The 22,400-nt window shown below is 73.2% G+C and carries 28 protein-coding genes and 1 tRNA gene; 6 read left to right on the top strand and 23 right to left on the bottom strand.

Annotated elements, in window-relative coordinates; genetic code table 11:
• Window positions 1–33: 33 nt before the first annotated feature.
• Window positions 34–516, bottom strand: a complete 483-nt coding sequence (locus tag JNO44_RS23430) for a MarR family winged helix-turn-helix transcriptional regulator (RefSeq protein ID WP_073444520.1) — start codon at window positions 514–516, stop codon at window positions 34–36.
• A gap of 432 nt (window positions 517–948) precedes the next feature.
• Between JNO44_RS23430 and JNO44_RS23435 the strand changes: the two genes are divergently transcribed.
• Entirely contained in the window at window positions 949–1,167 is a 219-nt protein-coding gene (locus JNO44_RS23435; protein ID WP_205365974.1) for a hypothetical protein, read from the top strand.
• A 196-nt stretch (window positions 1,168–1,363) separates the two neighbouring features.
• On the opposite strand, the gene JNO44_RS23440 is transcribed toward JNO44_RS23435, so the two are convergent.
• The 6 genes from JNO44_RS23440 to JNO44_RS23465 all read right to left on the bottom strand — a co-directional run bounded on the left by JNO44_RS23440 (window position 1,364) and on the right by JNO44_RS23465 (window position 5,650).
• Window positions 1,364–1,843, bottom strand: coding sequence for a VOC family protein (locus JNO44_RS23440; protein ID WP_073444284.1), 480 nt, complete (start codon window positions 1,841–1,843; stop codon window positions 1,364–1,366).
• Between the two features lie 249 nt (window positions 1,844–2,092).
• Window positions 2,093–2,854: a hypothetical protein gene (locus JNO44_RS23445; RefSeq protein WP_205365975.1), complete on the bottom strand. Its 762-nt coding sequence runs from the start codon at window positions 2,852–2,854 to the stop codon at window positions 2,093–2,095.
• Between the two features lie 191 nt (window positions 2,855–3,045).
• Window positions 3,046–3,885 carry an RNA polymerase sigma factor SigF gene (locus tag JNO44_RS23450; protein WP_039634447.1) on the bottom strand — a complete coding sequence of 280 codons (840 nt, stop codon included), beginning with the start codon at window positions 3,883–3,885 and terminating at the stop codon, window positions 3,046–3,048.
• Window positions 3,886–4,075: 190 nt separating this feature from the next.
• Window positions 4,076–4,885, bottom strand: coding sequence for an RNA polymerase sigma factor SigF (locus tag JNO44_RS23455; protein WP_205365976.1), 810 nt, complete (start codon window positions 4,883–4,885; stop codon window positions 4,076–4,078).
• 251 nt (window positions 4,886–5,136) lie between these two features.
• Entirely contained in the window at window positions 5,137–5,430 is a 294-nt protein-coding gene (locus tag JNO44_RS23460) for a Dabb family protein (protein ID WP_067348790.1), read from the bottom strand.
• 55 nt (window positions 5,431–5,485) lie between these two features.
• Window positions 5,486–5,650: a hypothetical protein gene (locus tag JNO44_RS23465; protein WP_167390733.1), complete on the bottom strand. Its 165-nt coding sequence runs from the start codon at window positions 5,648–5,650 to the stop codon at window positions 5,486–5,488.
• Between the two features lie 622 nt (window positions 5,651–6,272).
• On the opposite strand from JNO44_RS23465, the gene JNO44_RS23470 reads away from it, so the two are divergent.
• Together JNO44_RS23470 and JNO44_RS23475 are read left to right on the top strand one after the other, a co-directional pair.
• Complete coding sequence (locus JNO44_RS23470; protein ID WP_039634441.1) at window positions 6,273–7,052, top strand: DUF2127 domain-containing protein; 780 nt, start codon at window positions 6,273–6,275, stop codon at window positions 7,050–7,052.
• 30 nt (window positions 7,053–7,082) lie between these two features.
• Window positions 7,083–7,565, top strand: a complete 483-nt coding sequence (locus JNO44_RS23475; protein ID WP_205365977.1) for a hypothetical protein — start codon at window positions 7,083–7,085, stop codon at window positions 7,563–7,565.
• A gap of 417 nt (window positions 7,566–7,982) precedes the next feature.
• Here JNO44_RS23475 and JNO44_RS23480 read toward each other — a convergent pair.
• The 3 genes from JNO44_RS23480 to JNO44_RS23490 all read right to left on the bottom strand — a co-directional run bounded on the left by JNO44_RS23480 (window position 7,983) and on the right by JNO44_RS23490 (window position 9,261).
• Window positions 7,983–8,067: transfer RNA gene (locus JNO44_RS23480), tRNA-Ser, on the bottom strand.
• A 68-nt stretch (window positions 8,068–8,135) separates the two neighbouring features.
• On the bottom strand, window positions 8,136–8,675 hold the full coding sequence (gene tadA, locus JNO44_RS23485) for a tRNA adenosine(34) deaminase TadA (RefSeq protein ID WP_205365978.1): 540 nt from the start codon (window positions 8,673–8,675) through the stop codon (window positions 8,136–8,138).
• A 64-nt stretch (window positions 8,676–8,739) separates the two neighbouring features.
• A complete protein-coding gene (locus JNO44_RS23490) occupies window positions 8,740–9,261 on the bottom strand; it encodes a tRNA adenosine deaminase-associated protein (protein WP_205365979.1) in 522 nt (173 codons plus the stop codon).
• 218 nt (window positions 9,262–9,479) lie between these two features.
• On the opposite strand from JNO44_RS23490, the gene upp reads away from it, so the two are divergent.
• On the top strand, window positions 9,480–10,115 hold the full coding sequence (upp, locus tag JNO44_RS23495) for a uracil phosphoribosyltransferase (RefSeq protein ID WP_039634434.1): 636 nt from the start codon (window positions 9,480–9,482) through the stop codon (window positions 10,113–10,115).
• 66 nt (window positions 10,116–10,181) lie between these two features.
• Here upp and JNO44_RS23500 read toward each other — a convergent pair whose 3' ends face one another.
• The 8 genes from JNO44_RS23500 to JNO44_RS23535 form a co-directional block, all read right to left on the bottom strand.
• Entirely contained in the window at window positions 10,182–10,823 is a 642-nt protein-coding gene (locus JNO44_RS23500; RefSeq protein WP_235093897.1) for a LytR C-terminal domain-containing protein, read from the bottom strand.
• A 132-nt stretch (window positions 10,824–10,955) separates the two neighbouring features.
• Window positions 10,956–11,252 carry a type II toxin-antitoxin system VapB family antitoxin gene (locus tag JNO44_RS23505; RefSeq protein WP_030084955.1) on the bottom strand — a complete coding sequence of 99 codons (297 nt, stop codon included), beginning with the start codon at window positions 11,250–11,252 and terminating at the stop codon, window positions 10,956–10,958.
• 177 nt (window positions 11,253–11,429) lie between these two features.
• A complete protein-coding gene (locus JNO44_RS23510) occupies window positions 11,430–12,080 on the bottom strand; it encodes a DUF4232 domain-containing protein (RefSeq protein ID WP_205365980.1) in 651 nt (216 codons plus the stop codon).
• 596 nt (window positions 12,081–12,676) lie between these two features.
• Complete coding sequence (locus JNO44_RS23515) at window positions 12,677–13,357, bottom strand: RNA polymerase sigma factor (protein ID WP_205365981.1); 681 nt, start codon at window positions 13,355–13,357, stop codon at window positions 12,677–12,679.
• Between the two features lie 26 nt (window positions 13,358–13,383).
• On the bottom strand, window positions 13,384–13,881 hold the full coding sequence (locus tag JNO44_RS43635) for an LAETG motif-containing sortase-dependent surface protein (protein WP_240167631.1): 498 nt from the start codon (window positions 13,879–13,881) through the stop codon (window positions 13,384–13,386).
• 188 nt (window positions 13,882–14,069) lie between these two features.
• Window positions 14,070–15,314 (bottom strand): GTP-binding protein, encoded by a 1,245-nt coding sequence (locus JNO44_RS23525; RefSeq protein ID WP_205365982.1) that lies wholly within the window; start codon window positions 15,312–15,314, stop codon window positions 14,070–14,072.
• Between the two features lie 7 nt (window positions 15,315–15,321).
• Complete coding sequence (gene rpmF, locus JNO44_RS23530; protein ID WP_039634423.1) at window positions 15,322–15,492, bottom strand: 50S ribosomal protein L32; 171 nt, start codon at window positions 15,490–15,492, stop codon at window positions 15,322–15,324.
• A gap of 217 nt (window positions 15,493–15,709) precedes the next feature.
• On the bottom strand, window positions 15,710–16,765 hold the full coding sequence (locus JNO44_RS23535; protein WP_102926714.1) for an NAD(P)-dependent alcohol dehydrogenase: 1,056 nt from the start codon (window positions 16,763–16,765) through the stop codon (window positions 15,710–15,712).
• A gap of 85 nt (window positions 16,766–16,850) precedes the next feature.
• Here JNO44_RS23535 and JNO44_RS23540 point away from each other — a divergent pair, with 85 nt between their 5' ends.
• A complete protein-coding gene (locus JNO44_RS23540; RefSeq protein WP_420882670.1) occupies window positions 16,851–17,747 on the top strand; it encodes a helix-turn-helix domain-containing protein in 897 nt (298 codons plus the stop codon).
• Between the two features lie 101 nt (window positions 17,748–17,848).
• Here the strand turns inward: JNO44_RS23540 and JNO44_RS23545 are convergent, their stop codons facing one another.
• Together JNO44_RS23545 and JNO44_RS23550 are read right to left on the bottom strand one after the other, a co-directional pair.
• Window positions 17,849–18,199: a hypothetical protein gene (locus JNO44_RS23545; RefSeq protein WP_205365983.1), complete on the bottom strand. Its 351-nt coding sequence runs from the start codon at window positions 18,197–18,199 to the stop codon at window positions 17,849–17,851.
• A gap of 243 nt (window positions 18,200–18,442) precedes the next feature.
• A complete protein-coding gene (locus JNO44_RS23550) occupies window positions 18,443–18,637 on the bottom strand; it encodes a ferredoxin (protein WP_039634416.1) in 195 nt (64 codons plus the stop codon).
• 193 nt (window positions 18,638–18,830) lie between these two features.
• Here JNO44_RS23550 and JNO44_RS23555 point away from each other — a divergent pair, with 193 nt between their 5' ends.
• Window positions 18,831–19,322 carry a MarR family winged helix-turn-helix transcriptional regulator gene (locus tag JNO44_RS23555; protein WP_205365984.1) on the top strand — a complete coding sequence of 164 codons (492 nt, stop codon included), beginning with the start codon at window positions 18,831–18,833 and terminating at the stop codon, window positions 19,320–19,322.
• A 68-nt stretch (window positions 19,323–19,390) separates the two neighbouring features.
• Here the strand turns inward: JNO44_RS23555 and JNO44_RS23560 are convergent, their stop codons facing one another.
• From JNO44_RS23560 to JNO44_RS23570, 3 genes are read right to left on the bottom strand one after another with little or no spacing between them, the layout of a single operon-like run.
• The gene (locus JNO44_RS23560; protein WP_039634408.1) at window positions 19,391–20,554 is read right to left on the bottom strand and encodes an SPFH domain-containing protein; all 1,164 of its coding nucleotides are present in this window, start codon (window positions 20,552–20,554) and stop codon (window positions 19,391–19,393) included.
• An 11-nt stretch (window positions 20,555–20,565) separates the two neighbouring features.
• Window positions 20,566–20,817 (bottom strand): hypothetical protein, encoded by a 252-nt coding sequence (locus JNO44_RS23565; RefSeq protein ID WP_067348751.1) that lies wholly within the window; start codon window positions 20,815–20,817, stop codon window positions 20,566–20,568.
• 26 nt (window positions 20,818–20,843) lie between these two features.
• Window positions 20,844–22,379: an MFS transporter gene (locus JNO44_RS23570; RefSeq protein ID WP_240167632.1), complete on the bottom strand. Its 1,536-nt coding sequence runs from the start codon at window positions 22,377–22,379 to the stop codon at window positions 20,844–20,846.
• Between the last annotated feature and the right edge of the window lie 21 nt (window positions 22,380–22,400).

Here is a 22,400-nt window from a genome sequence, read left to right on the forward strand (position 1 = left end):
AGGTCGTAGCCATGTGGTTCCTTTACTTCCTTTTCATCCTGCTGCGGGGGTACGGGTGGTGGCGGGGGAGTCGTGATGTGCCCGGATGCGGCAGTCGCCGAAGCTCGTGCGGAGCCTGGCGAGCAGCTCGATGAGGTGCCCGACGTCGGTGTCGGTCCAGTCGTCCAAGTACCGGGCGAGCGTCTGGGTGTAGCGCTCGGCGAGCTCCGCCAGGAGCTCCCTGCCACTCGGGGTCAGCCGCAGCAGCCGCGACCGCTTGTCCACCGGATCGGGCTTGCGCTCGATCCAGCCGCGCTCAGCGACATGGGCGACGTGCCGGCTGGTCACCGACATGTCGATCGCGAGCAGCTCGGCCAGCTGGCTCATCCGCATCTCGCCGTGCCGGTCGAGGAGCGTGAGCACCCCGGCCGACGCCGGCGGGCAGTCCTGGGGCAGCATCCGCCCCATCTCCCGCTTGACGGCCCCGATGGCGCTGAGTTGCCGGGCCAGCTCTTCGTATTGACTTTGAGCGGCCACCGGCTCCTCCGCGCCTCTTCACCCGCGCAACCTTCGCGGTTGTTTTGTTGCTTAGGGCAACCATAAGCAAGTTGGTTGCTGAAGGCAAACGATTTGGCGGTGGGGGTGGTATGGGGATGGCAAAGTCTGGGTCACGGGTGACCCAAGGGAGCCGTTTTGGCGTGTAAAGATGCTGGTCAATGCGGTAAATGGGCGATCGGGCGACGGGCGCGCGACCTTTGTGCCGCCCTGCCCCTCATGCCCGTCCCGCGCCTCACGCCATGTACGCGTCACGCGGCGCCGAGTAGGCCCCTCGCCTGCACTCCGTGACCAGCGGGTATGCGCTCGGTAGGCGCGCCGGCCCGACCGTCTGTGCCCGCGCCCGCGCCCGCTCGCGGAGGATACGCGACCCCGGGGTGCCCCCGGGCCCGGGGTTCGCTAGGGTCCTTCATCATGGCGACCAACCCGCAGAACCAGGCCGAGGGCAACTACGACCCGGCGGGCAACACGCAGATGTTCCAAGCCTTCGTCGACGAGGGCGGCACCCCACAGGGCGCCCGCCGCGCCCCCGCGCCCCAACAGGCGTCGAGCGGCCCGCGCGTCGGCCTGATCGTCGGCGTGATCGTCGCCCTCGTGGTGATCGCCGGCGCTGCCTGGCTGGCCCTGAACTGACGACACGACGGCGCGGGGCCGAACGCCCCGCTCCCGCCGACGAACTCCGGCCGTACGCCGACCACCTCCGGCCGCACGGCGTGAACTCCGGCCGCACGGCGGCGAACTGACGACGTGACGGCGCGGCCGCGCGCACGGGGCCGGGAGGCCGCGGCGGACGCGGCGACCCGGGCCCCGCTCGCCGGCGCCCCCGCCGTCAGCCCGCCGTGCCGTCGGCCGCCGCCCGCAGGGCCGCGAGGTCCAGCTTCTTCATGCCCAGCATGGCCCGCATCGCGCGGGTCGCGCGGGCCGGGTCGGCGTCCTGGAGGAGGCCGGCCATCGCCTCCGGGACGATCTGCCAGGACAGTCCGTACTTGTCCTTGAGCCAGCCGCAGGGGCCCTCCTCGCCGCCCTCGGAGAGCCGGGCCCAGTAGTGGTCGATCTCCTCCTGGTCGGCGCAGATGACGGCCAGGGAGATCGCCTCGTCGAAGGTGAACTCCGGACCGCCGTTGATCGCGAGGTACTCCTGGCCGTCGAGCTCGAACTCGACGGTCAGCACGGTGCCGGCCGGGCGCGGGCCGGCCTCGGTGTAGTGCGTGATGTTGGTGATCCGCGAGTTCGGGAAGACCGAGCAGTAGAACTCGGCGGCCTCCACGCTCTGGGTGTCGAACCAGAGGTTGGGCGTGATCTTCGGCATGGCGCGCTCCTGGTGTTCGGGCCGGACGGCCGGACGGCCGGACGGTCGTGGTCGGCGGTGACGGCCGGGGGCCGCTCTTGTGCATCGACTCTCTGTATCGACCGTCGTGCGGTGCCGGACTCATCGCCATTCGGGTGGGGAATTCCACGGCCGCCGCACCGCCCGCCGCCGTCCCCTCTCCCGAGGCGACCGGATGGCCGTCCCACGGGTGCCGGCATTGACCGGAAATCGCCGTTAACTACCGCGCTGTCATTTCCATTTGAAGGTCACGTCCCGGGTGTCCAGGTGCATCCCCCACGGGACCCGCCAGGCGTCCACGCACACCCGCCAGCGGCCGGTCGCCGGCGTGCCGGGGGCGAGCGGGAGCGGGAGGGGGCGGGTGGACTCCAGCGTCGCCCAGTCGATCCCGAGGGCGCCGATGACATGGCTGCCGAAGGTGACCGTGCCGGCGGTGACCGGGCGGTCGCCGGTGTCGAGGAAGGCGACGGTGATCTGCTGGCACCAGCGGACGTCCGTGTCGGCGAGCACCGGCTTGCCCACCACCAGGCCGGACGGGGCGCCGGGACCGGCCGGGATCGTGGGGGAGGGCGGCCGCGGCGCGGGGGAACCGCCGGGCGCGGACGGGGGGTTGGGTTCAGGCGTGCCGCCGTCGCCGTGGCCGGCCGGAGGGCCCGCGGAGGGGCCGGGCGGGGTGGCCGGGGGCGATGTGGTGGGGGCGCCGGAGGGGCTGCTGCCCGTCGGGGCCGGAGAGGGGCCCGGGTCGGCCGGGCCGGGGGAGTTGGGCGGGCCGGAGCGGTCGGAGGGGCCGGAGCCGTCACCGCCGCCGTCCAGGGGCGTCAGCTCGACGCCGCCCGGTGGGGGTGCGGGCTTCGTCGCCGCGGTGCCGTCGGAGGGGCCTGCCGCGCCCACCGCGGCATAGCCGGAACCGGCCGCTTCGGCGCAGCCGGTGAGGAGGACGCCCAGGCAGAGCACGGCCGCCGAGGCGCAGGCAACAGTCGTCGTCCGTCGCATCGGGACAGTGTTGCTGACGGAGCATCAGGTGTGAAGAGAGGTGCGCGGAGCGCGGGCCGGCACGCGGCCGGGGACGGGGTCACGGCACGAGGCCGGTGGGGTGGAGCGGATCGGTCCGCGGACGTGCGGCGCCGTCCTTCTTGCTGTCCGCCGAGCGACCGGGGAACGGCTGTCCCTCGGCGGACCGTTCCTCAGTCCGAGATCAGCCCTTCCCGGAGCTGCGCCAGCGTGCGGGTGAGCAGCCGGGAGACGTGCATCTGGGAGATGCCGACCTCCTCGCCGATCTGCGACTGCGTCATGTTGGCGAAGAAGCGCAGCATGATGATCTGGCGCTCCCGGGGCGGGAGTTTGGCCAGCAGCGGCTTGAGGGACTCGCGGTACTCCACGCCCTCCAGCGCGGTGTCCTCGTAGCCGAGGCGGTCCGCGAGGGAGCCCTCGCCGCCGTCGTCCTCGGGGGAGGGGGAGTCGAGCGAGGAGGCGGTGTAGGCGTTGCCCACCGCCAGGCCGTCGACGACGTCCTCCTCCGACACCCCCAGGCACAGGGCGAGTTCGGGCACCGTCGGCGAGCGGTCCAGCTTCTGGGAGAGCTCGTCGCTGGCCTTGGTGAGGGCCAGACGGAGCTCCTGGAGGCGGCGCGGGACGCGCACGGACCAGGACGTGTCGCGGAAGAACCGCTTGATCTCGCCGACCACCGTCGGCATCGCGAACGTGGGGAATTCCACCCCGCGTTCGCAGTCGAAACGGTCGATGGCCTTGATCAGGCCGATGGTGCCGACCTGGACGATGTCCTCCATCGGCTCGTTGCGGCTGCGGAAGCGCGCGGCGGCGTACCGCACGAGCGGGAGGTTCAGTTCGATGAGTGTGTCGCGCACGTACGCGCGCTCGGCGGAGTCCTTGTCGAGCGTGGCGAGCCGCAGGAACAGGGACCGGGAGAGCGAGCGGGTGTTGATGGCGTCGACGTCGTCATGCACGTGTGGTGCCGGCGCGGGAATCGCAGGAAGCACCTTTGAGCTGCCCAGTTCTACGGACATGCCACCCCCTTGAGGTCGCGGACGGGTCGCTGCGGCGTCCTCGGCCCAGGGCGGACCGAGGAGGTATACCTCCACCTGAATACCGGAGGCAGCACCACGGCAAACGCGGTTCCTGCAGAATGTCACATGTCGGCAACGCGCTGTAGCGTCTTGTCGACATATCTGTGCAGGAACGGGTCGCCCGTGCCGGTTAGGCGTCGATCCTGTTTGCGGATCGCAGGCGGGCGAAGCTCCGCGACAGTAGCCGGGAGACGTGCATCTGCGAAACCCCGAGCTCCGCACTGATCTGGGACTGCGTCAGATTGCTGTAGTAACGGAGCAGAAGGATGCGTTGCTCGCGCTCGGGGAGCTGGACGAGGAGGTGCCGTACGAGGTCCCGGTGCTCGACGCCGGCCAGCTCGGGGTCCTCGTAGCCGAGGCGGTCGAGCAGGCCGGGCAGGCCGTCGCCCTCCTGGGCGGCCTCCAGGGATGTGGCGTGATACGAGCGGCCCGCCTCCAGGCAGGCCAGCACCTCGTCCTCGCCGATCTTCAGTCGCTCGGCGATCTCCGCGGTGCTCGGGGAGCGGCCGTGCAGCACGGTGAGGTCCTCGGTGGCGCCGTTGACCTGGACCCACAGCTCGTGGAGGCGGCGCGGGACGTGGACGGTGCGGACGTTGTCCCGGAAGTAGCGCTTGATCTCGCCGACGACGGTGGGCATGGCGAAGGTCGGGAACTGGACGCCGCGCTCCGGGTCGAACCGGTCGATGGCGTTGATCAGGCCGATGGTGCCGACCTGGATCACGTCCTCCATCGGCTCGTTGCGGCTGCGGAAGCGGGCCGCGGCGTAGCGGACCAGCGGGAGGTTGGCCTCGATCAGGGCGGCGCGGACGCGGGAGTGCTCGGGGGTGCCGGGTTCCAGGCCCGCCAGCTCGGCGAAGAGCACCTGCGTCAGCGCCCGGGTGTCCGCGCTACGGCTCTCGCGGGCAGGAGCCTTGGGCGCAGTACGGGCCGTCACGGTCACGCCACCCTTCACAGTGCATTTTTCGCAGCATGTTTCGCGTATCGCATGTATCCGGCAAAAGCGGTCATAGCATCACAAGACATGTCCACTGTGTGCAAGCACCTCATAACGCCGTGTTGAAGAGAGAGTTGGCGGATACCGGGGTCGCGCGCGAGGGGTGCGACGGGTCGCCCGGATGCACGGCGGAGCCCCCCGCCTGCGGGGCGAGGGGCTCTGGGTGGGGGCGGCGGCGCGGATGGCGCCGGGGCGTTTCAGATCGCGTAGTCGGCGATCACCCAGGTGGCGAATTCGCGCCACTGGGCGGCAGCCGCCTGGTGGGCGGGATGCTCCAGGTAGCGCTTGAGGGCGTCGGTGTCGGCGACGGCCGAGTTGATCGCGAAGTCGTAGGCGATCGGGCGGTCGGTGATGTTCCAGGCGCACTCCCAGAACGTCAGCTCCGGGATCTCCTTCTCCAGCGCGGCGAAGGCCCGGACGCCGGCCTGCACCCGCTCCTCGTCGCGCGAGACGCCCTCGTTGAGCTTGAACAGGACCAGGTGGCGGATCACAGCGACCTCCGTACGGCGGGACGATGCGCAGCCGGTCCGGTGGGCCGACTGGGACCTAGCTGACCAGCTGGGTCATGAATTCGCCGACGCTCTGCGCGGCCGACGAGATGCCCTCGAAGCCTATCTGGACGAGGCCGGCGGCCCGTTTGGGGGTGGCGATGATCGTCCACAGCACGAAGATGACGACCAGGTACAACGCGACCTTTTTCGCTGTCGCCATCAGTTCCGTCTCCCCTGCGGCAGGTCCCTGCGCCCTACGGCGTTTCCCCGCGACCCCCCTGGCCCCGGTGGCCGCCCCCGTTGCCGGTGCGGTCGGGCGAGTGTAACCACACGTGTTCGACCGGGCGAGGCGGTACACCCCGTCCGGCCCTGTCCTTCACGCGGGTCTTATGGACCAAAGGCCCTCCAAGGAGGGCCCTTTGCCCGGCTGTTGGGACGGCCCGCGGGAGGCAGGATGGAGTCATGAGGCCACCGCGGGTCTGGCAGGAATCCGCGGGGCCCCGGGACCAGCGCCCCACTGCGGGGTCCGTGCCGCGTACTCCCTGACAGCGCGGCGTGGACTCGGGGCCCGGTCCTCATCGGGGGAGGCGGCTCCAACCCCCTGGCCCGCCTCCCCCGGCCACACCCCCCGCGCGCCGGGCGCGCGCACTGGTCCGGGCCGTTCTCCGGCAACCTCAGGACCGTTCTTCTCGTCCCTCTCCCCGTAAGGCATCCCCGCAAGTCGCGGATCACCTCATGTACGCGACAATCGGCCGGCACGGAGCGCGGGCCGGCCCACGGCGGCCGACCGCCGTGGCACCGGCCCGCGCGGAACGACGAGAGGAAAACCGGGGGCTCCCGCGATGAGCATCGACTGGAACCGACGTACCTGCGCGCGGCGCGGGCACATCACCTACCGTCCGCACGAGGCGCACCTGGAGGCGAAACTGCACGCCAGTACCGCCCTGGGCGCGGCCTGGCGCTGTCTGCGCTGCGGCGACTTCGTGCTCGGCGAGCCGCACGGCTCCGGGCCGGCCGCCGGCGCCCCGCTGGTCCCGCGCGGCAAGGTGCTGCGGGACCTGTTCCTCCTGCGGTTCCTGGCCGTGGAGCGGGCGCTGCGCGGGGTGTTCGTGGTGCTGGCGGCGCTCGCCGTGTGGCAGTTCAGCAACAGCCAGGACGCGGTCCGCCAGTTCTTCGACAAGAACCTGGACGTGGTCCGCCCGATCGCCGTCCACTTCCACTACGACCTGGACCACTCCCCGATCGTCGACACCATCCGGAAGACCTTCGGCTACAAGCACTCCACCCTGATGGTGGTGGCCGCGCTCCTGCTCGCGTACGCGCTGGTGGAGATCGTCGAGGGCGTCGGACTGTGGATGTCCAAGCGCTGGGCGGAGTACCTGGCGGTGGTGGCGACCGCCGCGTTCCTGCCGCTGGAGATCTACGAGCTGACCGAGAAGGTCAGCTGGCTCAAGATCGCCACCCTGGTCATCAACATCCTCGCGGTGCTCTACATCGCCATCGGCAAGCGGTTGTTCGGGCTGCGGGGCGGCCGCGCGGCCTTCGACGAGGAGCGCCGGAGCGCCTCCCTACTGGAGGTCGAGACGTCCGCCGGAATGCCCACACCCGCCCATAATGGCTGAACGCACCGTACGAGGGGGAAAGCGAATCCCATGCGACTCACGCTCATGAACTCCGCGCACCGGCAGTCCGGTTCGCCGCACGCACCCGGCCGTCGGGCCGTGGCCCGCCGCCGCCCGATGGTCGTGCTGGCGCTGCTGTTCGGCATGTTGGCCGCGGCCGCCGGTCCGGCCGCCGCCGCCGGACTGGCCGAGGCCGCCGCGGCCCGCCCCGCCGCCGTGACCGCCGCGCAGGCCGCGCCGGGCGCGCGGACGGCCGCCCCCGACGCCGCGCGCGTCGAGGCGGCCCCCGCAGCCGCCCTGAAGTGGCGGCACAGCACGCACAGCAGCAGCTACCACCACGTCACGCAGCAGGCGGCTTTCACGTCCCACGACAAGCCGAAGAAGAAGATGGGCTTCTTCAAGAAGCTCGGTATCTTCCTGATCGTGATCATCGTGGTGATCATCGTCATCGTGATCCTGCTGATCTGGATGATCGTGCACTTCATCCGGAAGGCTTTCCGCCGTCGGGGCTGACGGATCAGGTCAGTTTTCCGCGCCTTGCGCGCACCGCGGGGGCGGCCGGAGTCCACACCGGGCTCCGGCCGCCCCCGTTTTCCGTCGCCGGCCCGGCAACTGCCCCCTGCCGCCGCCCCTCCGCGCCGCCGCCCCACTCAACGGGCCGACGCGGGACCGGCCGTACGCCCGCCACCGCAGCACGGTCGCCCCTGCCCTGTCGCCAAGGCCCTTGATATTCCCTCCGCTTGCCACGGCGGGCGCGTGGCCGATGAGGCGCGCGCCCGCCGCCGCGGACGGCCCGCGCCCTGGGACCGCCCCGCCGACGCCCGCCCCGGAGCCTGACGTCCCCTCAGGGCGGGCTTCCGCGGTGCGGGGCGACGACAACGCAAAACCGCCCCCGACCTGCTCGCGCAGATCGGGGGCGGTTCTCAAGAGCGGTAGCGGAGGGATTTGAACCCTCGGTGACTTGCGCCACACTCGCTTTCGAGGCGAGCTCCTTCGGCCGCTCGGACACGCTACCGAGAGAGAGCTTAGCCCAAAGGGCCCCGTGCGCCGAAATCGGATGGCGGGACGGGCGTCGCGCGGCGGTCAGCGGTCGCGGAAGAACGCGGTGAGGAGGGCGGCGCAGTCGGGCTCCAGAACGCCGGTGACGACCTCGGGGCGGTGGTTGAGGCGGCGGTCGCGGACCACGTCCCACAGCGAGCCGACGGCGCCGGCCTTGGCGTCGCGGGCGCCGTAGACGACCCGGTCGACGCGGGAGAGGACGATCGCGCCGGCGCACATCGTGCAGGGTTCGAGGGTGACGACGAGGGTGCAGCCGGTCAGGCGCCATTCCCCCGCCCGTCGCCCCTCACCACCCTGGCCGGCTTGCTTCCGTAGGGTCTCGGCGGCGGCGCGCAGGGCGAGGACCTCGGCGTGCGCGGTGGGGTCGCCGGTGGCCTCGCGTTCGTTGTGGCCGGCGCCCAGGACCGTGCCGTCCGCGGACAGCACGACGGCGCCCACCGGGACGTCGCCGGTCCCGGGGGCGCGGGCGGCCTCCACCAGGGCCCGACGCATCGGCGCGATCCAGGGGGCGCGCAGCGGGTCGGGGGCGGCGGAGGGGAGGGGGGCGGATGGGGGGACGGTCATGTCCCCAGTGTCGGGGACGTGGCCGGGGGCCGGGCCCAGGGGCGGAACGTGGGCCCGGCGGGGCTCAGCGCACGGCTTCCAGCAGGTCCGTGCAGCCGAGGGCGTCGGCGATCGCACCGAGCGCGTCGCCGTCGAGGGTGAGCAGTTCCTTCTCCGTGACGCCGAGGTCGCCGAGCAGCCCGGCGTCGCCGAGCGGGCCGCTCACCATGGCCGTCTCGGCATCGTCGTCGAGGTCGTGGTCCGCTTCGGGTTCGCCGTCCTCGGTGCCGTCCAGGTCGAGGCTGTCGAGTTCGTCGCCAGCGCTGTCGTCGCGGCCGAGGAGTTCGTCGGTCAACATCGTGCCGTACGAGCTCCTGGCGGCCATCGCGGCGTTGGAGACGAAGACCCTGGGGTCCTCCTCGCCGTCGACCCGGATGATGCCGAACCAGGCGTCCTCCTGCTCGATGAGGACCACCACCGTGTCGTCTTCGACCGCTGCCTCTCGGGCCAGGTCGGCCAGATCGGTCAGCGTTTCCACATCGTCGAGCTCTGTATCGCTCGCTTCCCACCCGTCTTCGGTGCGCGCGAGCAGTGCGGCGAAGTACACCGTGACTCTCCCACTGGTCAGAGGCGTGCCGGGCCGGGCGGGGCGGCGCTGCACGCCGCTGCTTCCCGCCCCTTCGGAATCGTGGCAGAAACATCGCGTCCGCGCGCCGTCTTCGACGCTGCGTCGTGCGGACGTTGTGAGAGATGTCGCTCACGTGCCGGAGCGTGGGCGGTGCGCGACGGGCGCCGGGGCCCCGCGGCTCGGTTACTGTCGATGTCATGCGGATCCATGTCGTCGACCACCCGCTGGTGGCGCACAAACTCACCACTCTGCGCGACAAGCGCACCGACTCCCCGACTTTCCGGCGGCTCGCCGACGAGCTGGTCACCCTGCTCGCCTACGAGGCCACCCGTGACGTGCGCACCGAGCAGGTCGACATCGAGACGCCGGTGACGGCGACCACCGGCGTGCGGCTGTCCCACCCCCGACCCATGGTCGTGCCGATCCTGCGGGCCGGTCTGGGGATGCTCGACGGCATGGTCCGGCTGCTGCCCACCGCCGAGGTCGGTTTCATGGGCATGGTCCGCAACGAGGAGACCTACGAGGCGCACACGTACGCCACGCGGATGCCCGACGACCTGTCGGGTCGACAGGTGTACGTCGTCGACCCGATGCTGGCCACCGGCGGCACGCTGGTCGCGGCGATCAGGGAACTCATCAAGCGCGGGGCGGACGACGTCACCGCGATCTGTCTGCTGGCCGCGCCCGAGGGCGTCGAGGTCATGGAGCGCGAGCTGGCCGGCACGCCGGTCACGGTGGTCACCGCCGCCGTCGACGAGCACCTCAACGCGGACCGCTACATCGTCCCGGGCCTGGGCGACGCGGGCGACCGGATGTACGGCACCGCCGGCTGAGGCACCCCTTCCCGGCGTGCCACGGGGCCCCGCACCACGAGTCTGGTGCGGGGCCCCGTGGCGTGCTCAGCAGGTGGCGGTGGCCGGGGGCCGGGCCGGGCGGGTCAGCAGGGACAGGGCCGCGGTGGCCTCCTGCGGGGTGGCGAGGGCCTTGAAGCCGCCGCCGATGATCAGGTCGAGGTCGGCGGTCTGCCGGCCGTCGGTCTTCAGCTGGGCCCCGGCCAGCTGGGTGGCCAGCACCTTCAGCGGGCCGGCGGTGGCGGCCGTGGGGCCGATCAGTATGCCGGTGCCGTTGACCTTCTTGTCGTAGGCGGCCGGGGCGTTGCCCACCTTGCCGATCTTGAAGCCGCGCTTTTGGAGTTCGTCGGCGGTGCGCTTGGCGAGTCCGGCGCGCTCGGTGGCGTTGTAGACGTTGACGGTCAGGGACGCCGGGGCGGGCGGCTTGGCGGCGGGCGGGGCGGCCGTGGCGCGGCCGGCGGTGCCGGACGGGCAATGTCTCTTGTCCTGCGCGGCCTGGGCCGTACTGCCCTTGCCGCCGAAGACGTCGATGAGCTGCAGGGTTCCCCAGCCGACCAGCCCCAGGGCGCAGGCGCCGGCCACGATGCCGAGGACGATGCGACGACGGTGACGGGGACGGCGCATCCGCGGGTACCTGTCGCCTTTGATGCGGTATTTACCGCCCATGCCGGGAGGCGTCAGCATGCTCATGGCCGCAGCGTAGTGCCGGGCGTGTGCCGTGCCTACTAGATGATCAGTGCGTTGTGTGTGGGAAACCCGAGTGGGCCAATTCAGCTGGCGTCCACGCCGGTGGTCGGGGTGGACGCGGGCGGCGGCCGGCCGTCAGCCGAGTTCGAGGACGCGGGCGTGCAGCACCTGGCGCTGCTGGAGCGCAGCGCGGACCGCCCGGTGCAGGCCGTCCTCCAGATACAGATCGCCCTCCCACTTCACGACGTGCGCGAAGAGGTCGCCGTAGAACGTGGAGTCCTCGGCGAGCAGCGTTTCGAGGTCGAGCTGCTGCTTGGTGGTCACCAACTGGTCGAGGCGTACCGGGCGCGGGGCGACGTCCGCCCACTGGCGGGTGCTCTCCCGACCGTGGTCCGGGTACGGCCGCCCATTTCCGATGCGCTTGAAGATCACACGGAAAGCCTACCGGGCTGGGGGCACCGGGCGCAGCCAGGAGGCGGTGGAGCAAACGAGATCAATCGCGGCGATTTCGGATCATTGGTGGGTGATGAGCTGGCTGATACGGCACGAACGGGCTATCGCTCGCTCGTCCGGTCGCGGCGGTCGCACGGCGCGGCGGGCCCGATCGGCTCACCACCGCCCGGCGTCCGCCAGGCTCGGCTGCCAGTACGTGACCGCGGCGGTGTCCGGATCCACCCGGACCGGGCCGCGGCCATCGACGCCGACCTGCGCGGGGGTGGTGCGCTCGGCCAGTGCGACCCCGAACTGGGACGCCTTTTCGGCCGTGCTGCGCGGGGCGCTCCGGCCGCCCGGCGCGCCGGGTTGGGTGTCGGTGAGCACCACGGCGTAGGCGGTGCCGTCGGGCGGCAGCGCGACGGGGGTGTGCGGCCGGCTGTACGGGAGGGGCGGGACGGGGCCCGGGCGGTGGTCGCCGAAGTGCAGCAGGGGGTAGGGCTGGGCGGCGAAGGTGCAGGTGCGGTCCGAGATGTTGGTGACGGTCAGCAGCATGTGGCGGGCGCGGTGCGGCTCGGCGCCGGCGTGGAAGCGCAGCATCTCGGGGGTGCAGGCGTCCCGGGTGCGGGGGTCGGGGCCGGAGGACGGGGACGGGGCGGGGGAGACGGCGCGCAGGGGGAGGGCGGCGCGGTAGCCGCCGCCGTCCTGGCAGGCGGCGAGCGACAGGGCGGTGGCGGCCACGAGAGCGGCGACGAGGGGGCGGGCGCGGCGGGCGGCGTCGGTGCGGCGGGGCGGGGACGGGGACGCAAGGGCGGGCCGGAAGGGCATGGGCACGATTCTCGGGCACGGGGGGACGGGGCGGGCAAGGGCCGGTCAGCGAACGCTGGGCGTCGCTTTCCCGGTCGGCGGGGGCGGGGCGGACGCGGACGGCGTCGGGGTGGTGCTGCGGCCCGCCCGGCCGGTCGGGTGCGCGCTGGACACGGGGGGCGCGGTGCGGTGCGGCGGGCGGCCGGAGGGGGTGCCCGGGCCGGTGCGGGTGGCGCCGGGGGCGGTGTCCGGGGACGGGTCGGGGACGGACGGGGACGGGGCCGGGGTGCTGGTGCCCGGGGAGGGCGTGGCGGGGCTCGGCGGGGACGCCGGCAGCGGACGGGCCGGCGGGCGCTCGGGGGTGGTGGCGAGGTGCGCGGCGAGGGCGAGGGCGGCGGCGCCCGCCGCGGCGGCCAGCGGCAGGACGAGGCGGCGCGGCCGGAACCGGCTGAGGAAGACGGGCCGGGGGAGGCGGGCGCGGCGCAGGTGGGGGCCGGGGGGCGCCGCCGGGCGGAGGTCGTGGGCGTCGACGGCGTCGGCGCGGGCCGCGAGGGCGCGGCGCAGTCGGTCCTCGACGGGCCGTTGCGGGGTGTCCCAGGGGGCGGGGTCGCGGGTACTCAGGACCGTTCCTCCAGGATCTTCTCCAGCGCGTCCAGGGCGCGGCTGGCCAGGGACTTCACCGCGCCGCGGCTGATGCCCAGGGTCGCGGCGATCTGCGCTTCGGTGAGGTCGCCCCAGTAGCGCAGGACCAGGACCTCGCGGCGGCGCGCGGTGAGCCCGCCGAGCGCGGCGAAGACCTCGCGGTGTTCCTCGTCGAGGACCACTCGCTCCTCGGCGGACGGCGCGGCGGCCTCGTGCGGCGGAGTGTAGTCGCGGGCGGTGCGGCGGCGGCGCAGCACCGAGCGGGCGGCGTTGACCACCGCGGTGCGCAGGTAGGCGAGGGCGTTGTCGACCTCGCCGAGCTGTTCGCCGTGGCGTTTGTAGAGGGCGGCGAACGCGTCCTGGACGACGTCCTCGGCGGTGGCCCGGTCGTCGACGAGCAGGACGGCCAGCCGGACCATGTTCAGCCGGTGGGCGTGGTAGAGCTCGGTGAGGGTGGGGCGGTGCGGTTCCGGGGGTGGCGCGCCGTCCCGTTCGTGGGTCAACCGCCATGTGGGCGGCGGGAGTTGATGGAGTGTCGCGGGGTGGCGGGGCGGCGACTCGCGGCGGACGGCGCGCAGCAGCCGGCGCCAGGCGGCAGGCCGGAGCCCCGGCAGGGCGAACCGTGCCGGGGTCGGGTGCGGGGCGTAGTGGGCCATCGTTCCTCGGGCGGACCGGGGCGGGGTCAGGCGCGGTTCCGGCGGACCGCGTAGAGCGCGCCGCCGCCCGCGAGCATCAGGGCGGCCGCGCCGCCGCCCAGGGCGAGGGTGGTCGCCGAGGAGGCGCCGGTCTTGGCGAGCTGCTTGCCCTGGCCGCCGTCCGGGGCCGGCGCGGGGCGGCTGCCGGGGTGGCTGGGGACGGGGCTCGGCCGGTCGCCGGGCGAGGACGGGGTGGCGGTCGGCCGGTGGCCGGCGGGGTGGGTCGGGGCCGGCGAGGGGGTGGCGCCGTGGCCGGGCGGCAGGGTGGGGGAGGGAACGGGGGAGGCGCTGTGGCCCGGGGGGTTGGTCGGGACCGGCGACGGCGTGGCGCTGGCGGCCGGGCCCGAGGAGGCGGTGGCGGCCTGGGCGGTACCGGCCGTCGCGACGGTGGTGAGCGCTATCGCGGCGAGCAGACCGGCACCGGCCGAACGGCTCAGACGGTGGCGGACGGTACGGGAGGTGCGCGCGGTACGGGACGGGTTCACGGTCGGCTGCTCCAGTTCGTCAACGGGTGGCGCCCGAGGGCGCCCTCACCCGAGACGACGTGCGGCCTGGGGCGGGGTTGCCGCCCGGCGCGAAAAACTTTCCGCGGGCCGCCGGCGCTTCCGTGACCGTATCCGGTGGCCGGGTGGGGCCCGGTGTCCCGTGCCCCGGGCGGGACTGCCGCCGCATGTCAGCCGGCCGCCGCGGGCCGGCGAACGGCGGCGGGCACCTCCGCCGTCCCGGGGGTAGGCGCGCAGACGTCGTCCGGGCCGTGCACCGCCCAGGCCGGGAACGGGTCCTCGGCCGCGGTGGGCGCCGGCTCGCCGGGGTCGAGCAGGCAGGCGGCGAGGGCGGCGCGCAGCGGCTCCGGGCGCAGGCCGGTGCCGATGAAGACGAGTTCCTGGCCGGACGGGCCGAGCGGCTCGTCGGGGGCGCCGGCGGTCCCGTCGGTGGTGTCGTCGGCGTCCGTCCCGGACGGTTCGAAACGGGCGACCGTGCCCGCCTGGGACCACAGTCCGGTGATGCCGGGCCGGGTGGCGAGGCGGAAGAAGCCCTTGGAGCGGAGCACGTCGCCGTAGTCGCCGCTGTCCATCCGCTCGGTGACGAACCGCCAGAGGCGGCCCGGGTGGAAGGGGCGGTCGGCCCGGAAGACGGTGCTGGAGATGCCGTACTCCTCGGTCTCCGGGACGTGGTCGCCGTTGAGCTCCCGCACCCAGCCGGGCGCCTGCTGGGCGCGTTCGAGGTCGAAGCGGCCGGTGCCCAGGACCTCGGCGAGCGGCACCCGGCCGCGTCGGGCGGGGACGACCCGGGCGGCCGGGTTGAGGCGGGCGAGGGTGGCGCGCAGGCGGGCGGCGGTGGCCGGGTCCACCAGGTCGGTCTTGTTCAGGACGAGGACGTCGGCGAACTCGATCTGGTCCATGAGGAGGTCGCTGACCGTGCGTTCGTCGTCCTCGTACTGGTCCAGGCCGCGCTCGACCAGGGCGTCGCCGCCGGCCAGTTCGGGCAGGAAGTTGGCCGCGTCCACGACCGTGACCATGGTGTCCAGGCGTGCCAGGTCGCCCAGGGTGGCGCCGTCGTCGCGCGGGAAGGCGAAGGTGGCGGCGACCGGCATCGGCTCGGAGATCCCGCTGGACTCGATCAGCAGGTAGTCGAAGCGGCCGGCCCGGGCCAGCCGGTCGACCTCCTCCAGCAGGTCGTCGCGGAGGGTGCAGCAGATGCACCCGTTGGTCATCTCGACCAGCCGTTCCTCGGTGCGGGAGAGCGCCGCCCCGCCGCCGCGGACCAGCGCGGCGTCGATGTTGACCTCGCTCATGTCGTTGACGATCACCGCGACCCGCAGGCCCTCCCGGTTGCCCAGGATGTGGTTGAGCAGGGTGGTCTTGCCCGCGCCCAGGAAGCCGGAGAGCACGGTGACGGGCAGCCGGGGGTGGGGCATGGCCCGGTCAGCCCTTCGGGTCGAGCAGGCCGAGCCGGTACGCCTTCACCAGGTGCTGCGGCACCTGGTACACGACGCCGTCCAGGGTGAGCGGCACCAGCCGCGGGGCGCTGGCCTTCCACTGGGCGCGGCGGTGGCGGGTGTTGCTGCGGGAGAGCTTGCGCTTGGGTACGGCCATGGTGGCGGGCCTCCGGGAGTCGGGTGGCTGACGGTCGGGACGGAGGCTATATGGAAATGGCTACCATTTCCAAGTAGAGTGTTGGTGCGGTGCCCGGGGTCACGGCACGCGAAACGCCCGGGGCGGCCAGTGGGGGCGGCCCCGGGCGCTCACCTCGCGCACGGTGCGTCGGGTCGTCGGTACGACAGGTCGGCGCGCCGGTGCGCGGCGCGACGGGTCAGATCGTCGAGGCGTCGATGACGAAGCGGTAGCGGACGTCGCTCGCCAGCACCCGCTCGTACGCCTCGTTGATCCGGTCCGCGCCGATCACCTCGATGTCCGCGGTCAGGCCGTGCTCGGCGCAGAAGTCGAGCATCTCCTGGGTCTCCGCGATGCCGCCGATCAGCGAACCGGCGAACGACCGCCGGCCGCCGATCAGCGCGAACGGGGCGATGGGCAGCGGGTTCTCGGGGGCGCCGAGCTGGACCAGGGTGCCGTCGGTGCGCAGCAGCCCGAGGTAGGCGTTGAGGTCCAGGTTGGCCGAGACGGTGTTGACGATCAGGTCGAAGGTGCCGGCCAGCGCCTCGAAGGTGGCCGGGTCGCTGGTCGCGTAGTAGTGGTCGGCGCCGAGCCGCAGGCCGTCGTCCTTCTTGCGGAGCGACTGGCTCAGGACGGTGACCTCCGCGCCCATGGCGTGCGCGATCTTGACGCCCATGTGGCCCAGTCCGCCCAGGCCGACCACGGCGACCTTCTTGCCGGGGCCCGCCTGCCAGTGGGCGAGCGGGGAGTAGAGGGTGATGCCGGCGCACAGCAGCGGGGCCGCGGCGTCCAGCGGGAGCGCGTCGGGGATGCGCAGCGCGTAGTTCTCGTCGACGACCAGGTGGCTGGCGTAGCCGCCGTAGGTGATCTCACCGTGCCGGTCGGTGTCGTTGTACGTGTTGACGGTGCCGAGCTCGCCGGTGCAGTACTGCTCCAGGCCGGCCCGGCAGTTCTCGCAGCTGCGGCAGGAGTCGACGAAGCAGCCGACGCCGACCCGGTCGCCCACCTGGTAGCGGGTGACCTCGGAGCCGGTCGCGGCGACCACGCCCGCTATCTCGTGGCCGGGCACGATCGGGAAGTTCCCGCCGTCGCCCCACTCGGCGCGCACGGTGTGGATGTCGGAGTGGCAGATGCCGGAGAACTTGATGTCGATCAGGATGTCGTGGGCACCCAGCTCGCGGCGCGGGATCGTGATCCGCTCCAGCGGTGCCTTCGGTGCGGGCGCGGCGTACGCGGCGACAGAGGTGTGGGTCATGCCACCGAGGATGTGTCGTTCCGCCCCGCCCAACCAGTGCACCCTTGAACGTATGCATGGCGTGCCTACTACTGACGGAACCCCCTTGGGGAGCGGGAAGCCCGCGGGGCCCGGCGGCCGGGCGGGGTGGCCGGCGCCGGTGGTCGTCGACCGGCGCACCGAGCTGAGCGAATTCCTGCGCTCGCGGCGGGCCCGGCTGCGGCCCGGGGACGTCGGGCTGCCCGAGCGCGGCGCGCGGCGCCGGGTGCCGGGGCTGCGCCGCGAGGAGCTGGCGCAGCTGGCCGGGGTGAGCGTGGCGTACTACACGCGGCTGGAGCAGGGCCACGGCCAGAACGTCTCGGACGCCGTGCTGGCGGCGCTCGGCACCGCGCTGCGACTGACCCCGGCCGAGCGCGACCACCTCCGGCACCTGGTCCGCCCGGTCCCCCGCCGGGCCCGGCCGGTCGCCGGCCCGCAGCGGGTGGGGCCCGCGTGCCGGCAGCTGCTGGACGCGTTGGAGCTGGTCCCCGCGTTCGTGGTGGGCCGACGGCTGGACATCATCGGCTGGAACGGGCTGGGCCGCGCCGTGTTCGGCGACTTCCCGGCGCTGCCGCCCGAGCGGCGCAACCTGGCCTGGCAGGTCTTCCTGGACCCGGCCACCCGCGCGCTGTACGTGAACTGGGAGGACAAGGCGGAGGTGACGGTCTCGCTGCTCCGGCAGGAGCTGGCGCGGATCCCGGACGACCCCGCGCTGACCGCGCGGATCACCGAACTGACCGTGCACAGCGAGGAGTTCCGACGGTTCTGGGACCGGCACGACATCAGGGGCAAGGGCTTCGGCGTGAAGCAGCTGGACCACCCGGTGGTGGGCCCGCTGACCCTCACCTACGAGACGCTGCTCGTGGCGGCCGAACCGGGGCAGACGCTGGTGACGCATCACGCCGCGCCGGGCTCGCCGTCCGAGGCGGCGCTGCGGACGCTGGCGGCGGGCCTGCGGGCGTAGGGCCGCCGAGCCGTAGGGCCGCCGAGACGTGGGCGGGCCCGTCCGAGGGGCGTGGCGGCTGTACGCCCCGCGGACGGGCCCGGGTCGGGGAGGAGCGGGGCTCAGGAGAAGCGCACCGAACGGAGCTTGAGCCGCTCCGAGCCGTGGCCGCCCTCCGGGCGCAGGGTGAAGTGGGCGCCGGTGCAGTCGGGGCCGGCGAAGACCGTGGCGGTGGACGCGGTGTGGTTGCGCGGCGAGTGCGCGGGCGGCAGGTACTCCTGGATCGCCTCGGGGAGCGTGACGCACTTCCCGCTCGGCGGGGCGACGAGGAAACCGGGTCGCGCCCCGCCGCCCGGGGCCTCGTAGACGTAGCTGAAGTAGCCGGTGGCGGCGTGGGCCGAGGCGGTGGGCAGGGCCAGCGCGAGGGCCGCTGAGCCGGCCGCGGTGGCCAGCGTGCGACGGAGGCGGCGCATCATAACGTCCTTTCGGGCCAAGGAAGTTGGCGTGGTGCGAACTGGTTCGCTGCCCGCTCGGACGTCCGGTGATGCCTGCCGTCCCTCGAAGGGAGGGCGCCGAATCGATCCCTCGGCCGGGAGGGGTTTCGGCGGCCCGCCCCGGGTCCCGCGGTCGGGGCGGGAACCGGGAACCGGGAACCGGGAAGCGGGGCGCCGGTGGGCCGGTCCGTCGGTCGGCCCTGCGGCTGTCCGGTCGGTGGGTCAGTCGGTCACCGTGATCGCGGCGGCCGGGCAGATGGCCGCCGCCTCGCGGACCGCGTCGTGGAGCGCGGCCGGCGGCGCGGGGTCGAGGACGACCACGATGCCGTCCTCCTCCCGCTGGTCGAAGACGTCCGGCGCGGCGAGGACGCAGCTGCCGGCGCCGCAGCACTTCTCCTGGTCGGCGTGGATGCGCATGATGCTCCCAAGTGGTGCGTGGTGAAGGGTGGTCGAGGGGCGGGACGCCGGGACTACCAGGCGATCCGAGCGCAGGTAAGACGGGGACTCGTCCCCGCGCAGCGCAGCGAAGCAGGAACCCACCGAGACGGTCAGTCGACCGTGGTAGGAATCCTCTCCCTTTAGGGAGGGGAGCGGAAGTTAAAGTTCCCCCATGCCGGACCCCGCGCTCCACCAGGACTCCACCACCGCCCTGCAAAAAGTGCTGGCCACGCTGTCCTATCTGCTCACCCGCTCGCAGGCGCACGAGCGGCAGGCGAGCCGGGCGGGGGTCACGGCCGGCCGCTCCGACCTGTATCTGCTGATGGCGCTGGAGGACAGCGGAGGCGTCAGCCGGGTCGGCGACCTCGCGCTGCAGATGATGGTCGAACCGCCGCATGTCACCCGGCAGATCAGCCAGTTGGAGGCGCAGAACCTCGTCGAGCGCACCCTGGACGAGCTGGACCGGCGGGTCCGCCGGATCGCGATCACGCCGCACGGCAGGGCCGTCCTGGAGAGCTTCCGGCAGGTCAGGCTGGACGGATTGCGCCAGGCGCTCAGCGACTTCGACGACGCCGACCTGGACACCACCAAGGCGGTGCTGGACCGCCTCGTGGCCTACGTCCGCGAGTCGCACATGGAGGAGCCGCGGGGCCGCGGGGCGTAGCGCCCCGCGGCGAGCGGCGGGGGGGGCGGCCGCGAGGCGACCGCCCCCGGCGCCGGTCGGCGTCGGAGCTATTCGATCTCGACGCGGCCGCTGTGCGCGGTGCCGTTGCCGTTGGCGGAGCCGGTCCCGCCGCCCGCGGTGTCGGACGAGGCCGCGGTGCCGAGGTTGCGGCGGACCGAGTCCAGGATGGTCAGGCCCTGGCCGACCAGGCCGGCGGCGATCTCGCCGAGGCCGTCGGTGCCGTTGAGGACGTTGACGTTGGCGTTGGCCAGGCCCGCGGACGCCTCCTTGACGATCTGCGGGAGCTGGTCGATCAGCATCCGGTCCAGGGCCACCCGGTCGTGCGAGGCGGCGGCCTCGGCCTGGATCTTCATCCGCTCGGCCTCGGCCGTGGCCAGCAGCTTGATGCGCTCGGCCTCCGCCTCGGCGGGCTTGACGACCTCGGCGACCAGCTCCTGCTGGCGCAGCCGGGCGCGGCGCTCGGCCAGCTCGGTCTGGGCGGCCAACACCTCCTGCTGGGCGTGGGCCTGGGCGAGCGGACCGGCCTGCGCGGCGCGGGCCTGCGCGCGGTCCACCTCGGCGGAGTACTCGGCCTGGACCACCGCGGTCTGGCGGGAGTACTCGGCCTGGTTGCGCGCCGCCTCCTGCTGCGCCTCGACGGACGCCTGGGTGGCCTGGGCCTGGGCGATCTGCGCCTGGCGCTGGATGGCCGCCTTGTGCGGGGCGGACATCGCCTCGATGTAGCCGGTGTCGCCGTCGTCGATCGACTGGATCTGCAACGAGTCCACGATCAGGCCGATCTTGGCCATTTCGGTCTTGGACGTCTCCAGGACCTCGGTGGCCAGCTTCTGCCGTTCGGTGACGATCTCCTCGACCGTCATCGAGCCGATGATGGAGCGCAGATGACCGGCGAAGATCCGGCCGGTCAGGATCGACATCTGGTCCTGGTCGGACAGGAAGCGCTGGCCGGCGTTGACGATGCTCTCGGTGTCGTTGCCGACCTTGAAAGCGATCACGGCACGCACCGTGAGCGCGATGCCCTGCCGGGTCACGCACTTCTCGGCGACCTCGGACTCGCACAGCGCCAGCGTCAGGAAGCGGACCTTGCGGAAGACCGGCAGCACGAACTTGCCGTGGCCGGTCACCACCCGGAATGGCGCACCGCCCTGCCCCCGCCTGCCACCGGAGATCAGCATGGCTTGATCAGGGGCAGGAACGCGGTAACCGAACATCACTCGTCTCCTCAACCTGCGTCGCCGGGGTCGCCGGCCGACGCGTCCAACGGATCGACCCACTCCATGACGTTGACCTGGCGATGGCCACGGGACTCGATCACGAGCACGGTCGCCCCGACGGGAAGGGGCTCGGCGGACCAGGCGAGGAACGTCTCGGAGCCGCCTCGGATCCGCACCAGAACCTCACCGGGGCCGGCAGCTCCACGCGTGCCGATCAGCAGCACTCCGGTACAGCCGATCACGGCTTCATCCCGGGCCATCGATCGCTGCCCTCCCCCGTTACGTTCTATTCGATCTGACGATAGCGCTCCGGTGCACGGCGGCCTATGGCGGGACGGCGGCGAGTTGGTGCGCCGTTGCGGTGGCGCGCCGGGTCCGGGAGGAACGGCAGCAGCAGCGAGACCAGCCCGGCGAGGGCGGCGTTGGCGGTCAGGGCCCCCATCATGGCGTGGCCGTAGGCGGCGGTGTCCTGGTGGGCGGCGGGGCCGAGGGCACCGTAGAAGAGGACGCCGAGGACGGCCACGCCGACCGCGCCGCCGACCTGCTGGCCGGTGGAGAGGAGGCCGGAGGCCATCCCGGTCTCCTCGGGGCGGACGCCGGCGAGGACCGCGCTCAGCAGCGGGGTGACCAGCAGGCCGTTGCCGGCGCCGACCAGGGCCAGGGTCGGGACCAGCCGCCAGGCGGTCAGTTCCGGTCCGGCGGTGGCGGCCGTCACGACGGTGCTGCCGAAGCCGAGGAAGGTGATCAGGGCGCCGACCTGCAGCACCCGCCGTCCGAAGCGGGCGAGCCGCCCGGCCAGCAGGCTGGTGGCGAGGAAGACCACCGCGAACGGCAGGTAGAACAGCCCGGCGCCGAGGGCGTCCTGCCCCAGTCCGTCCTGGAGGGTGAGCGAGAAGACCAGGAAGAAGGAGTTGATGCCGGCGTAGGCGAGGAGCACCAGGCCCATGCCGACCGCGAAGGGCCGCTCCCGGAACAGCCGCAGTCGCACCAGCGGCGCCCCACCGGACGCGCCCACCCGCCGCTCCACCAGGGCGAACGCCACGAACGCCAGCACACTGGCGGCCAGGCTGAACCACGTCCACCGGGGCCAGCCGGCGGCCCGCCCCTCGACCAGTGGCACGACCAGCAGCGCCAGCGCCAGGGTCAGCACCCCGGCCCCGGGCAGGTCCAGGCGGCGCGCCTGCGGGGCGCGCGTCTCGGGCACGTACCGCGCGGTGAGCGCCAGCGCCACCAGGCCGACGGGCACGTTGACCCAGAAGACCGGGCGCCAGGAGGAGCCGAACAGGTCGGCGGAGACCAGGACGCCGCCCAGCAGCTGCCCCACCGCACCGGCGATGCCGATCACCGCCCCCAGCGCCCCGAACGCCCGGGACCGCCGCTCGGCCGGCACCAGCACCTGGAGCATCGCGAAGACCTGCGGGAACATCGCGGCCGCGGAGAGCCCCTGGACGAGCCGCGCGGCGATCAGCACGCCCGCGCCGGGCGCCAGCGCGCAGCCCACGGAGGAGGCGGTGAACAGCGCCATCCCCCACTGGAACAGCCGCTTGCGGCCGAAGCGGTCGCCGAGCCGGGCGCCGGTGATCAGCGCGATGGCGTAGGTGAGTTGGTAGCCGGCCAGGATCAGCTGGACGTCGGCGTCGGAGGCGTGCAGGTCCGCCTGGATGGCCGGGGCCGCCACCAGCACGATGAAGGTGTCCAGGACGGCCACGAAGGCACCGGTGAGGATGAGCGCGAGGGCGCCCCGGGAAGCCGCCGCGGGCGGCGTGGGAAGAGGGGCCGGGGCGCCGTGCACGGCCCCGGCCGGACGTGATGTCTGAGCCATGCCGCAACGCTCGCGCAGCCC

Origin of the sequence: Streptomyces noursei, assembly GCF_016917755.1 — a bacterium.
In the GTDB taxonomy this organism is placed as follows: domain Bacteria; phylum Actinomycetota; class Actinomycetes; order Streptomycetales; family Streptomycetaceae; genus Streptomyces; species Streptomyces yunnanensis.